At 42.2% G+C, this 13,666-nt stretch carries 13 protein-coding genes and 1 tRNA gene; 5 read left to right on the top strand and 9 right to left on the bottom strand.

Annotated features, from left to right (window positions below; all coding sequences use genetic code 11):
• Window positions 1-70: 70 nt before the first annotated feature.
• The 3 genes from rbsC to rbsD are packed head-to-tail and all read right to left on the bottom strand — an operon-like array spanning window position 71 to window position 2,999.
• A complete protein-coding gene (rbsC, locus tag R8269_RS02490; RefSeq protein ID WP_005373145.1) occupies window positions 71-1,054 on the bottom strand; it encodes a ribose ABC transporter permease in 984 nt (327 codons plus the stop codon).
• On the bottom strand, window positions 1,051-2,556 hold the full coding sequence (gene rbsA, locus R8269_RS02485; RefSeq protein ID WP_005373147.1) for a ribose ABC transporter ATP-binding protein RbsA: 1,506 nt from the start codon (window positions 2,554-2,556) through the stop codon (window positions 1,051-1,053). The genes rbsC and rbsA overlap by 4 nt, the downstream gene beginning before the upstream one ends.
• Before the next feature lie 23 nt (window positions 2,557-2,579).
• Window positions 2,580-2,999 (bottom strand): D-ribose pyranase, encoded by a 420-nt coding sequence (gene rbsD / locus R8269_RS02480; protein ID WP_005382620.1) that lies wholly within the window; start codon window positions 2,997-2,999, stop codon window positions 2,580-2,582.
• Window positions 3,000-3,472: 473 nt separating this feature from the next.
• On the opposite strand from rbsD, the gene R8269_RS02475 reads away from it, so the two are divergent.
• Complete coding sequence (locus tag R8269_RS02475) at window positions 3,473-5,833, top strand: EAL domain-containing protein (RefSeq protein ID WP_258477058.1); 2,361 nt, start codon at window positions 3,473-3,475, stop codon at window positions 5,831-5,833.
• A 139-nt stretch (window positions 5,834-5,972) separates the two neighbouring features.
• Here the strand turns inward: R8269_RS02475 and R8269_RS02470 are convergent, their stop codons facing one another.
• A complete protein-coding gene (locus tag R8269_RS02470; RefSeq protein ID WP_258474102.1) occupies window positions 5,973-6,548 on the bottom strand; it encodes an imm11 family protein in 576 nt (191 codons plus the stop codon).
• An 837-nt stretch (window positions 6,549-7,385) separates the two neighbouring features.
• On the opposite strand from R8269_RS02470, the gene R8269_RS02465 reads away from it, so the two are divergent.
• The 3 genes from R8269_RS02465 (at window position 7,386) to R8269_RS02455 (ending at window position 9,223) form a co-directional block, all read left to right on the top strand.
• A complete protein-coding gene (locus tag R8269_RS02465) occupies window positions 7,386-8,027 on the top strand; it encodes a murein L,D-transpeptidase catalytic domain family protein (RefSeq protein ID WP_005373154.1) in 642 nt (213 codons plus the stop codon).
• A gap of 327 nt (window positions 8,028-8,354) precedes the next feature.
• The gene (locus tag R8269_RS02460; RefSeq protein WP_017633653.1) at window positions 8,355-8,813 is read left to right on the top strand and encodes a hypothetical protein; all 459 of its coding nucleotides are present in this window, start codon (window positions 8,355-8,357) and stop codon (window positions 8,811-8,813) included.
• Window positions 8,814-8,899: 86 nt separating this feature from the next.
• Complete coding sequence (locus tag R8269_RS02455) at window positions 8,900-9,223, top strand: hypothetical protein (RefSeq protein ID WP_042522561.1); 324 nt, start codon at window positions 8,900-8,902, stop codon at window positions 9,221-9,223.
• A gap of 124 nt (window positions 9,224-9,347) precedes the next feature.
• Here the strand turns inward: R8269_RS02455 and R8269_RS02450 are convergent, their stop codons facing one another.
• The 3 genes from R8269_RS02450 to R8269_RS02440 form a co-directional block, all read right to left on the bottom strand.
• Window positions 9,348-10,028 (bottom strand): DedA family protein, encoded by a 681-nt coding sequence (locus R8269_RS02450; RefSeq protein ID WP_115386592.1) that lies wholly within the window; start codon window positions 10,026-10,028, stop codon window positions 9,348-9,350.
• A gap of 50 nt (window positions 10,029-10,078) precedes the next feature.
• Window positions 10,079-10,459, bottom strand: coding sequence for a hypothetical protein (locus R8269_RS02445; RefSeq protein WP_258477060.1), 381 nt, complete (start codon window positions 10,457-10,459; stop codon window positions 10,079-10,081).
• 144 nt (window positions 10,460-10,603) lie between these two features.
• Window positions 10,604-11,122, bottom strand: coding sequence for a DUF4136 domain-containing protein (locus R8269_RS02440; protein WP_005373165.1), 519 nt, complete (start codon window positions 11,120-11,122; stop codon window positions 10,604-10,606).
• Window positions 11,123-11,493: 371 nt separating this feature from the next.
• Between R8269_RS02440 and R8269_RS02435 the strand changes: the two genes are divergently transcribed.
• Window positions 11,494-11,568: transfer RNA gene (locus R8269_RS02435), tRNA-Gly, on the top strand.
• A gap of 16 nt (window positions 11,569-11,584) precedes the next feature.
• On the opposite strand, the gene R8269_RS02430 is transcribed toward R8269_RS02435, so the two are convergent.
• Together R8269_RS02430 and R8269_RS02425 are read right to left on the bottom strand one after the other, a co-directional pair.
• Entirely contained in the window at window positions 11,585-12,442 is an 858-nt protein-coding gene (locus R8269_RS02430) for a sterol desaturase family protein (protein WP_005373167.1), read from the bottom strand.
• Window positions 12,443-12,449: 7 nt separating this feature from the next.
• Complete coding sequence (locus R8269_RS02425) at window positions 12,450-13,460, bottom strand: DUF2804 domain-containing protein (protein WP_258474104.1); 1,011 nt, start codon at window positions 13,458-13,460, stop codon at window positions 12,450-12,452.
• Window positions 13,461-13,666: the final 206 nt, after the last annotated feature.

Genomic DNA, 13,666 nt, shown 5'->3' with positions numbered 1-13,666 from the left:
TGTAGGGTGAGCCAGTACACGTCCCCTGACTCGGTTTGTATTCACTGTTATATATACAGATTGTTATGAATTACTTGTTTTTGTTGTCTACCAATACCGCAAGCAAGATAACCACTGCTTTTGCAATCATTTGGTAGTAAGAAGAAACATCAAGTAGGTTAAGTGCATTGTTCAAGAAACCGATGATCAGCGCACCAATCAAGGTACCCATGATACGGCCTTTACCGCCCATCAAGCTGGTACCGCCAAGAACAACCGCTGCGATAGCGTCTAGCTCGTAGCCCATACCCGCTGTTGGCTGCGCCGAAGAAAGACGAGACGTTACAATAATGCCTGCAAGCGCTGCTAACATACCGCAGATGGCGTAGACACCAATCTTCACTCGGTCTACATTGATACCTGATAGGCGAGTCGCAGACTCATTGCCGCCTAGTGCGTAAACATAGCGACCAAAGCGCGTGTGGTTTAGTAAATACCAAGCCGCAGCGAACACAACCACCATTAACCAAACAGGAACTGGAATGCCTAGCGCGTAGCCAGTACCAAACCATGCGAACGCATCCGCGGTGTCAGTAAAGCCTGTCGAGATTGGACGACCTTCGGTGTACACCATGGTCACACCGCGTAGTAACGTCATGGTAACCAGCGTAGCGATAAATGCCTGCACCTTACCCTTCGCAATAATGATACCGCTGATCGCACCTAACGCTGCACCTGCGACTAAAGCAGTTGGAACCGCCACTAGCACCGGAACCTCAAGCGCAATCATGCTTGCCGCAAAGGCACCACACAATGCCAATACCGAACCAACACTTAAGTCGATGCCTGCTGTTAAAATAACTAATGTCATACCCACTGCGATAATGGCATTCACGGAGGTTTGACGAAGAATGTTGAGAATGTTGTCGACCGTAAAGAAGTTCGGGTTCAAAAATGACACAACAACGATCAGAAAGATCAGAGCTATCAGTGACTTTTGTTCAATCAGCCACTCTTTTGTGAACAACTTCTTGTTGCTCGTTTCGGTTGGTTTGCTCATGGTATTCGTACTCATGCTGCTTCCTCATTGATCTCTTTGCCTACGGCACAGGCGAGTAATTTTTCTTGATCGGCGTCTTTCGCATCAAATTCGCCAGTGATACGACCTTCATGCATCACTAAAATACGGTCGCTCATGCCGAGCACTTCAGGCATCTCGGAAGAAACCAAGATGATGCTCATGCCTTCGGCCTTAAACTTGTTGATGAGCTGATAAATCTCTTTTTTTGCTCCGACATCAACACCACGTGTCGGCTCATCCAGAATCAGAACTTTAGGTTTCGTCATTAACCCTTTCGCTATCGCAACTTTTTGCTGGTTACCACCAGATAAGTTGCCGATGATTTGATCTCGCGTTGGGGTTTTAATGTTGAATAACTTAATAAAATCTTCCACAGCAATCACTTCGTCGCTGTGTTGAATCTGGAAGCCTTTGGTCAGCTGGTTTAGCGAACAAAGTGACATGTTCTCCTTAACCGAAAGACCTAAAACCAAACCATCGCCTTTGCGATCTTCAGAGATGTAAGCGATACCATTTGCCAAGCCATCTTGCGGGCTAACCGGGTTAATAGTTTTGTTATCAAGATTGATAACACCATGCTCACTAGGTAATGCGCCGTAAATGACTTTCATGAGTTCAGTGCGGCCTGCGCCCATCAAGCCAGAAATTCCAAGAATCTCACCACGCTTGAGAGTAAAGCTCACATCCTGAACGCCAGACCCAGTCAAACCAATGACTTCAAGACAAGTTTCGCCATGTTGGACATCAATACGTGGATATTGCTCTTCTAATTTTCGGCCAACCATCATTTCAATTAGGCCATCTTCATCAGTGTCGGACACCTTGCACTCACCGATAAACTTACCATCACGAAGTACGGTAATGTCGTCACAGATTTCAAAGATTTCTTTAAGACGATGCGAAATGTATACGATGCCGCATCCTTGCTCGCGAAGCTCATTAATCACTTTAAACAGTGATTCCGTTTCGGTATCGGTCAATGCGTCCGTTGGCTCATCCATAATGATGACTTTCGACTCAAACGAAAGTGCCTTTGCAATTTCCACCATTTGTTGTTCACCAAGGCTTAAATCGCCAAGCAATGTTTTTGATGAGTGCTTGACATTGAGACGTTTTAAAAGCTTGTCAGCTTCGTCATACATTTTGCCCCACTGGATACGCCCTAAGGATCCAGTGAACTCTCGTCCCAAGTAAATATTTTCGGCAATCGTCAGTTCAGGAATCAGGTTCAGCTCTTGGTGAATAATACTAATACCAGCTTCCTGTGAATCGCGTGGCCCTTTAAAGGCCGCCGGCTGACCTTGATATTGAATGCTCCCCGCATCCATGTGGTAAATGCCTGTCAACACCTTCATTAACGTTGACTTGCCTGCTCCATTTTCACCCATCAGCGCCATAACACGGCCTGGATAAACATTCAGGCTTGCTTTGTCGAGTGCTTTTACGCCCGGAAACGCCTTCTCAATTTCGCTTAGTTGTAGAATGGCTTGAGTCATAATCTGTCCTCAATATCTCTGGCTTAAAAAACCACGCCCGCTTGGAAAATAACGTTCGCATATGGCGAGCATTCGCCGGTTCTTACGATAGCGCGACTTTGGGCCGTGCGTGCTTTAAACGCTTCATGTGACACGTAGCTCACTTCAATAGATTTGCCCGTTTCTTCACTCTCTTTGCTCAGTTCGTTGAGCAACGCTTCATGCAAAACTGGGCTTGCATCAGAGAACTCTTCCGCAATGATGACCCCTTCGATTTGGGACTCAGATAGAATTACGCGAACAGTATCAAGAAAACTTGGTACCCCATGCGTTAGCGCCAAATCGATTCGCTGAACATGCTCTGGGATTGGTAGACCAGCATCACATATCGTGATCTCGTCAGTGTGGCCTAGCGTCGCCACCAAGTAAGAAATATCTGAGTTAATTAGGGTACTTTTTTTCATCTCATCGACCTTTCGGTTACACGTTCATACAACCATGAGCGCCTGTTTTAAAGTGTTTTCGTTATTAACAGAAAACTCATCGAAACGTTTCGATGAAATAATAATTCGTCATCGCAATTTGACCAGTGTGAGATCGATAAGGTGTGAGAATGATCTGTAATTCAATTGTCATTGAATAGGAAAAGTGCACTTGAGTCACACTTTATCATCGAAACGTTTCGATGATGGTATTTCCCTGTCATTACAGTTAGGTTTTATACAGGGAGGGAGGAAAAGAGACGTCCAACTACTGAGAAAACCTCTAGTTAATAAGCTCGAAACCTTTCACGTCATCACAATTCTTAGATAGCTGCCTGATTTTGGAGAACGCTCACCTTACAATCTGGTTACAATTTGCCAAAATACATCATCCGTTCAGTACCTTACCTGGTACGCGACGTTTGTAGGGACACAAACGGAAACTAAGAACCATAATGAAGTTAAGCAATAGAGTCATTTTGCTTGTCGCGCCAGTGATCTTATTAAGCGCGTTAGTATCTAGCTATATTATTTATAGCATTCAAAAAGTGACGCTCATCAAGCGGGAAGACAGCTATATTCAGTTGCAAATGGAAAAGCTCGCCGGGCAGTTTCGACAAGCGAATATTTTTCTTAATAGTTATGCCTATACACTCAGTAAAAGTGATGTATTACAAGACTATTTGGTAAATCATAACAACCCCTATCGTGAACGAGTCTTGTTTAACCGATTAGACGAGACCGCTGAAGTATTAAGCCATGGTTACAAAGGCGATGCGAGCATGGCGATCCTCGACGGAAAACAAAACCTTCTCTACTACACAGAAAACAAGTATTACGAATCATCGGGCGTGGTCGACCCAAAGGTGTTAGAGTACATATCACGAAGTTTCAATGAGAGAGAGGCTTTCAGTCACACTGGCTTTATTTATAACTCCAGTGGACAAAGCATTCTTCTTCAATATGAGGTCGTCGACAAAAGAACGGGGACTCACCCTTTGAGCTTTGACTCGAAAAATGTGTTTTTTGTGGTAGTTTCCGTATCACTTGAAGCCTTTAACGAGATTAAGCATGACATCGAGTTTGACACGCACAGCGTGATTACTTTCGCCGATAAACCCATTTATCTTGATATTCCTCTCGCTCAAACCATTGAGCTGCTGCCGCACTTTTATGCCGTGCTTTCTCCTGCCGAATATTTAATGTGGAATAAAGTCGATAAAGTGTGGCTAGAACTTGCTTTCTCCTTTGGCGTAGCGGCGTTTTTCACTATCACATTAATCATTTTGGTGTTGTACCGCTATGTGTTGCGCCCTGTTTCTCGCCTTGATAAGCAGCTGAACGAACTTGAATCTAATCAACGTGACAATATTGAAAAGCTAGAAACAAACGATGAAATAGGACGCCTCTCTGCACGCTTTTTTGATATGTATGAGGAACTTAATGTCATCTATAAAAAGACAAAACGCCTAGCTGAAACGGATCACCTGACGCAACTCGCCAATCGCCATCGTTTTCATGAGCTTGCCACTCGTGAAATTATCTCCCCTTCGCAGTTTCTGTGGGTTGTTTACGTCGATCTTGATAACTTTAAATACGTGAATGATAAATACGGGCATGAATTGGGAGATAACTTATTAAAAGTGTTCTCATCACACATCAAGAATGCTTGTCAAAAGTTCTCGCACGATTACAACAGCCCCTGCTTTGCCGCCAGGTTATCTGGTGACGAATTTGCAATTTTGCTGAGCTCAAATCAAGAGGTAAAACGCTTGCCTGATTTGCTTGCATCAGAGTTACTAAAACCGATTAGTAATCTCAGTTCATCTTGGAGTAATTCATTTCCCGTTACGGCAAGCGTAGGTATTGCACAATATCCTCAAGACGGTACTGACATCGCGAAGTTACTCTCCAGTGCCGATGCGGCTATGTATCAAGCAAAACGGGCAGGGAAAAATCAATACGCCTATTATTCAGCCGCTCTCAATATTGAGTCTCAAAGACGAAGTCAACTTGAACGTGCGCTCCGAAAAAGCAATGTAGAGGAAGAATTTCACCTTGTTTTTCAACCCTATATGAACAATCGAAGCAACGAAATTGAGGGGTTAGAAGTCTTGTTGCGCTGGGAAGCCGAAGGTATCGGCCCTATCCCTCCAAAGGAGTTTATTCCAATTGCAGAGCAAGCCGGATTATTTGATAAAATTGACCGCTGGGTTTTCGCCAATGCAACGGCGGAATACCATCAATTAAGGAATATTTTCGGTAAGGATATTGTTCTTTCGGTCAATCTTTCGTCAGCAGAGCTAAACTCGATAGAAATGGCAAACTACATCCATGAACAAGCGACACTGCACAGTGTTAAACCAGAATGTATTGAGATAGAAATAACCGAAACCTTTGCCGCAGAACAACAAGGCACGGCTCTACTTGATGAGCTATCAAAACGTGGCTACCGTCTTGCAATTGATGACTTTGGTTCTGGTTACACATCGTTAACTCAGCTCGTTCAGTATCCGGTTCAAAAAATCAAATTTGATCGAGAGTTCCTCGTTACATTGATGAAGACCAACAACGGCCATGTGATCAAACCTATTATTGAGCTATGCCATGCCCAAAATAAAACGGTTACAGCAGAAGGTATTGAACACAATATGATGCATGAATGGCTATCGGCATACCGCTGCGACTATATGCAAGGCTATTTATTTGGCAAACCAATGACTAAAGAACAATTGAGCTTGTGGTGGCAATCGGCAAATGACGACAGTCGATTTGATGCGTCCATGGTCAGCTCAATTAGGGTTTCAAGAACATAAGTTAAGGGGAGACGTACAGCAGTCACAACTGTGGCGGCTGTATTTAGCTGTATATGAGCTTCATTGATAGATGCTCAGCTTTTGTTCCCCCATACCTATATCTATGACTTTAGTTGAGTAAATCACTATTTATTCGTTTTTAAACCAGCACTTCCTTGAAATCCAAACCGGTCAAATTCAGCGCTTTGACGCTATCGTACAAGCCACCTTTTTTGTCCGTGCAAAACGTTCTGAGCCCAGCACCTTTTACTCTGAACAAGTCAGATTCATTAACGGCTTCTCTATTCAAAACGAGTTTCTTAAACGGTCTAGCACGACTTAGCTTACCATGACGAAGATTATACTCGGTAGCAGAGGTATCAATGGCATCAATTTGAGTGACAATGTTTAATGCTCGCCAAGGCTTTCCTTGTAGATTTAATGGTAAAAATTCGACATTCTCGCTCAACACATCGAGCTTATCCGCAATAGAAGCGGATACAGCAAGAGTAAAAGATCCCCATGCTGCAATATCAGGCCTGGGTAATGGCTTTTCACCCTTAACGTCTAACCATTCAATATCAATACTTTTCCAACTGGCTTTAACAGGCTCTCCATAGAGTTGGATAGGTTTGCTTGCCGTTACTTGAAGAGACATTTCCAATGACGACTCTCGCAACATTGCAAAATCATTAACATTGGGAGTGACAATAAACACTTTATTAAATGCTGTCATAACCGTCCTTAAATCAATTTGAGCGCTTTCAAACCAAACCAAACCAAACCAAACATAATAGATAGAGTTTACTTTCATGTTCAAAAATTTAATGAATTCAGATCTGGCGTTCTTATATTTTAATTTCTAAGTTTTATTATTTATATATTTTAATCCACACGATAGAATTATTTTTTCAATTTTTACTATGTACCCTTCCTTATGTAATCGAATAAATTAGAGAATAAACAATAGCACGCATCACTTCACTTTTGTCGAGCTCATCACTCTCACTTAAACGATACATTCACAAGTTCAATTTTTGTACGACTTAGACTTGGCTTTGTCAATCGTGAATTAAAAACAACCGATTCACCGCTGTTTTACTGCCTTTTCTTACCACCCTGTTGTTTATTCATACATTATAAATGCACTTATACACATAACGATTCGGCGTTACGATTTGTTACGAGTTAAATCACAAACTTTTGAGGTATTGGATAAAGCGTAGAAAAAGAAAACACATTGAAATAAAAAGAGTTTCTAAAGTACGAAAAATAAAACGCCGTTTTTATAAATTAGCAACTTCACAAATATCCTTAAACACAGTTTTATTAATTACATATATCAGATATTATTTACGCCGAAGTTTATAGAAACCATCGTTAAACTTCATATTTTATATAAGTTTCAATTAGTTAGTTTTTAACTCGAAAACTTATCGTCAACCCAATATCAAGCACCTAAGCGTGCAATAAGAAACATTGGGAATAGAATTATATTGATGTGCATGTTGTTTTAACGAATGCATGAAGCAATCGGTAAATTTGTAACACCATAGAGTTTTATTTAGCCAAGATGAAAAAGTTAATTTTATTATTTACATGTGCGCTGTTGTCTGTCTCACCTTTTGCTTTTGCAAAACAATCAGATAACGAACCCAGGGATCATTTACGACCAAAGCAAGTTGAACATGTGTTTAAACAAGCCAAGCTAGATGGCATAGTAGACTTTAAGTTGTTCAGTGACGCTTACATCGCTTATCAGAAGACACCCGATAGAAAGAAGTCGGTACTAACGATCATCGACTATAGTAAACCATCAACTGAAAAGCGTTTTTATGTGGTTGATTTAGATAAAAAGAAGCTAATCTACAATACGTATGTTTCTCACGGCGTGAACAGCGGAAAGAAAACAGCGACACAGTTTTCAAATGTCGTGAACTCGCGAAAAACATCATTGGGCACTTTTTTGACTGATACCACTTACTACGGCTCAAATGGCTATTCACTTCGATTAGATGGGCTAAGCTCTGGATTAAACGACAAAGCTCGCGAGCGTTACATTGTCGTGCACGGTGCCGATTACGCAAACCCTTCCTTTATCAAGAAGAATGGATACCTCGGACGCAGCTGGGGTTGCCCTGCTTTACCAGAGAAGTTGTCTCGCGAGATCATTGACACTATAAAAGGCGGCAGCGTTATTTACGCAAGCGCGTAATACCTATGTGACACATATGGGGAAGAAAAAAGAAGATTCTATTTCTTCCCCAGTAATAATCCTGTTAGCTTAATCGTCCTGTGCAACGACTCTCTTTCCATTTTCGCTTACTCGAAAGCGAAAATTATTGTGTTATTCGCTCATATACCTAAGTGCGATCAGAAAACTCTGTTCATCCCCCTTCCATCTCGTTAGTATACGCTGAGTTCATCAGACACTGGCTTTCATCGTTATCATAGTTCCACTAAGATTCCTTAATCATGGTGGGTAACTGTGGCTTTATATGTTTAGGGTTACTTCTTGCGTTATCTACACCGTATATTATTGATGCTTTCTTTGTCCCTGCTCTCAGGGCTCATCACAGCTTCATATGCGCATGAGTGGCACCACACCAAACATTACACTTCCGAGCGTTTACTTAAACTCTCACAACAAGACGATTTTGAGCTAGCACACACTGATTTTCATGCCTCAGCTTCTCTGAGTTCTTGGGGATCAGAAAGTTACTACCTACATATAAAGCGCGAGTTGTTCGGGCTTGTCTCCTGTCGCCGAACATCAGCTACTGATGGCGTTTTATCATCAGATTTTACTCCTGATTATTTTTTACTTATTGCTTTCTCTTCTCCACCACTACTGGAGTTGGCAAAACAAGCATCTCGCTTACCTCTAGACAGTTATGGCGGACTCATGAGTCAACGCTCTCTTTATCGCCTCTCAGGAAGAAAGGAAGCGAACTTAATGTACGTCTTTACTCATGGTCGCAACGCCTTCTCTGTTGTTTAACTTTTTATGACATACAGAGAACACGAAAATGTAACGATAAGAGCCAATATGCTCATTGTTACTAGAACCAATTTGAGGTCCATATAATGACAAGAATCGCTACAACAATCGCACTAGCATTACTATTTTCAGCGGGCTCAACCTTTGCAAACACAGAAACTAAGCCAGAAGAAATGAGTAACGACACTCTGTTAGAGTGTGCCAACGTTTCTAACGCACGTATTGCAGTTCCGGAACACAGAGCGATGTTCAGACACTACTTAATGTCTGAGAGAGACTACAGCTTTGACCAGCTATCGTCTGCCGAACTTGAATTTAAAGCAGCAGATAAGAATGAGTCTGAAGTAGAGAACATCTACAAGTCTCAGTGCAAAGAAGTTGGCGAATACTTATATAGCATTGGCTATTAAATTCGAAACCCTAACGACACTCAAAAAGAAAGGCGCAATGTATGCGCCTTTCTTTTTACTGATAAAAACCTGTCGATTAGATGTCTAATCTGCATACAAGCTTAAAAGTGCAAATCAAGTAAACTTACTGAGAAAACTCAGACACATCCTTGGGTTTACAGAACGCTCGACGTGCTTTAACAAACAAGAAACTAAGCACTCCAATCACAAGAGTAATTATTGGTGCCGCCATTAATAGCATTGTGATTGCTTTGCTCATATTTTCCGGTAGCAAAGGAAGTAATGAACCAAAACCGCATAATATCAGCGTCCATAAAATCGCACTCAGCCACGCAAAGTAATGGAATTTACTAATACGTTTCACTCGCAACCCCATCATTAATGGCAATAGGGAACGAACAACCGGAATAAACCGCGCGCACAAAAGCGCAACCAATCCATGTTTACTGAGTAATACGTCGACTTGTTCCAGGCGCTTTTGAGGAACCGCACTCACCCAGCCTTGGACCTTAGGTAAGCGATTTAGCCACTTGCCTTGTAAATAAGCCGCCCAACTTCCCAACCCCGCACTAACAGCTATTACCAACATGATCATAATTGGGTCAAGGACGCCAACCGCCGCCAGCGTACCGGATAATACGACGACACTGTCGCATGGGAAAGGTGCAGCAGGAATAAAACCACTTTCCAAAAAGATAATCACAGCCACAACAAAATAAACCAAACCTGCACTGCCTGGCGCCATTAACGCCGTGAAATCTTGATGCCAAAAGGCACTCAAGACCTGAATTATCGAATCAAACATAAACCGCTCCTAAGCATAATTAACCAAAAGTTGCAAAAACATGGAGTGTGTTAGCGAGCATGTATAAAGCGGTATATGAAATTCGATTCTTTTCTCACTCCGATTCTGTATTTAAAGTGAGTAAAAATACTTTCAATACAGCAACCTAAAGCCTCATTGCCGATGCGTTTTAGCCGCTTCATCGAGTAAATTGCCGAACGATGCGCCCACCATGCTACATCAAGCATTTCAAACCATTCGGGTTCTACATCGTCGTTCGAGCTCACTTCCTTAGCATGGCTAACCCTCAATACATTCCGGCTGTTTAAACTCGGATAGTCTTGTTGTATTGGAGAGATAGGATGTTCTGAAAAGTGCTTCGACTTAGCGTCAACAGCAATATTCTGGTTATGAAAGGAAAGAAAATTTGGGTGTGAGTGCGCCAGGCTCATGCTCGGAGCCAACAAGCAGAAAAGTAGTCCGAGTAAAGCAATCAGGGTCGTACGCACAAAGGTAACCAAAACCAAAATAATAAGTTCTTTTAACCCTGTGCGTAACTATTGGCAATTAGTATTCTTAATCGTTAAGAATACTAATTATTTTTCACCGTAAGGGTAGCTTTCAAACATCTTCGCGATTTCTTCTTGGATGAGAGATTCTCTTTTCTCAGAGCTCATTGACTCAGACAGTTTACGACTTGAAACGCCTTTCCAAACGACTTGATTAGCCTTTGCATCAACCAGTTCAACCACCAACTTCCCATACTTACGTTCTTTATATCTTTCTGGGCTTGAAGTGATCACACCAAAGCTATTCCAGCCATAGCCAAAGCTCACCGACGATCCTGAAGAAACAAGCTCGGATTCTTCTACGATATCATGATGTACGTAAAGGTCACCGCCACTATTTACCTTAATTAAACCCTTACTCTCAAGCTGTTCAGCAAGCCCCTGCTCAATACGTCTACCATCAATACTAGTAGGAGCTTCCGCCTGAGCACCGAAGTCAAACGTTCTGTAAGCTGAAAAGTCGGCTTGTTTATCTACATCGGTTGTAACGGTAGTACAAGCAGATACCAGCATCACCACCAGCCCTAATATCAAACCTCTCATCATGTTAAATCTCCTTTGGTTAAGCTGACTGTTTCAGCAGAATTACCCTGTGTTATACATACGCATCAACAGTAAAAAGTAATCATTTCAATATCTAGTCTTGACCATGAAACGTGACTGTTCAATAAACGAGATTAACCTTTACACAGAAAATCTTGAATATCATCAACATCTAAACACCTAAGAATTCGGTGTTTACGACCTAATTGGAAGCCCCTAGGCTTAGTAGCGGAATCGCGAGTGCCACAAAAAACCAGAGACAATGAACACTTTAACATCAGTCCGCTACTTTTTTAGGCAACTGACAAACATTTGATGAGAAAAGACTTTTCTTTTTCGTCCAGTGTGGCATATTAACTGAGTCCTATCGATGCGCGGGCATCGTATAATGGCTATTACCTCAGCCTTCCAAGCTGATGATGCGGGTTCGATTCCCGCTGCCCGCTCCAATCTCTTTATCTCAATTTACTCATAAAAATCCGATGGCGGAGCGAACAAACGGCGGCAGCGTTGTTTCCATGATAAGTTTGGTCGAGTTACGTCATAAAACATGTCTTTCCATTCTGCAAACGTCACGCGGATGGGATTAAAGCTGTTTACAGGTTTAGAAACCCCATACCGAACCGTTTCCACCTCTGGTTCAAACGTTCCGAACATTCGATCCCAAATAATTAATACACCCGCATAATTTTTGTCGATGTACTGACGGTTCACACCATGATGAACGCGATGATGAGACGGCGTGTTAAATACCCACTCTAGTGGCCCGAGCGAACGAATTGATTGGGTGTGAACAAAAAACTGTAAGCCCAGATTAAACAACACAACGAAGACAACCCATTTTGGCTCAAAACCAATAATCACCAAGGGCAACCAAAAAATCCACATCCCCGCTAGCGGATACATTAAACTTTGACGAAAGGCGGTACTGAAGTTCATTCTTTCCGAACTGTGATGAACAACGTGCGCGGCCCACATCCAACGAATACGATGGCTAGCCCGATGAAACCAGTAATAGAAAAAATCTTGCAGGACAACAAGTAAAAGAAAAGCTGAGACGCTCATTTCGATATCAAACAAACGCCAATCAAACCACCACAAATACAACTGAGCAATCAGTAAACCCGTGAGTATGTCTGTCGCTTGGTGTAAGCCCGCAAGAACAAAATTACACGCTACTTCAGGGAAGTAATACGTCGCGCTTTCAGGCAAGCGTCCCCTTCTTTGTCCGAACCAATATTCGGCAAGCATGCAGAAAAAGAAAACTGGAGCCAGAATCATCAGAAGTAATTCTGGGCGGTCCATCAACTGCGTCCAATCCATTGTGTTTCTACCATTTTGCATAGTGATCTTCAGTAAGACCCATAACTTCTTCTAACTGATGTTTGATGCCATTTCCATCGATAATATAGCCAGAGAAATAACCGATGTACTGACGAAAGTTACTTTTGAGAAGCCAAAAATTTTTCTTCTCTGAGCGTCGATTCAAAGGCGTGAACTGTAAGTTAACTCGTTTATCTTCCGACGTAATATGCCACTTTTGCCCTTCATCACTTCGTGAAAACTGAAACTGCACAGGTTGCAAAAAGTGACGCTGACCATTAATCCACAATGCATTTTCGCAATAGCCAGTTTCATTAACGCCAGCTGCCAAGTTCAACCCCAGACGCCTGTCATCCTCAAAGCAATTGATACTCGCCCAGCGCCAACTTGTTTCTCGCCGCATGTACCCAGCGGAAAAATCGTAACCAGCAGCCACCTCTGAAAGATCTTGCTCTTTTCCTAATATGAACAAGTTACCGTCTACTGCTAACGCATTGTGCTTCTGAGTATATGTCCAACCCGCATAACCTGTTGGCGTACACAACATTAATGGCAAACTCATATTTTCTGGACGTAAATAGAGATCCGCATTGACTGACTCTGTCACAAAGTGGACGTGCCAAATACCATCCTTAATAGAAAACTGAACTCTTTTGTTAGCAAGATGGGCAAGACTGCACCAACTGGAAGGCTGAGTTTGATAACCTATATTAAAAGGTTTCAACCATTGTTGCTCAATCAACTTATTCTTTTTAATATCAAACAGGTAGCAAAAGCCGGATGCTAAATACCGTATATCAGCAATCGCTACTCCAATGACGTAATTAGGTGTGACCAAATTGACGAACTGAAACTGCTTATAATCGCGATAACGGCGCCACTTAGACACCGGCTTATCCATCTCATCGAGGTAGGTAAATTTATCTAGCTGTAACGATGTTGGAATTCCATCAAGGTGGCCAAACGCTGGTAGGCCATTCTGCTGAATAAACGAGTTCAGAACCTTAAGCTCATCCATATAGTTGTCTTTTCACAAGTTATCACACACAAAAACTTTAACATGACGTTAACATAAACAATTTGCGTAACTGCACAACAACATCGACTAAAGTGATTTCTGCTTGTTATATGTGAAACTGATCACTCAACCACCCGCTTACTTAGCTAGCCCTACCTATTTCAACCAACACAGCCTGGGTTAGAAGCTGCACATTCTCATCCGCA

Source organism: Vibrio sp. Vb0667, from assembly GCF_033391095.1.
The sequence above is the reverse complement of the archived record's forward strand: the minus strand, read 5'-3'. Positions and strand labels throughout refer to the sequence as shown.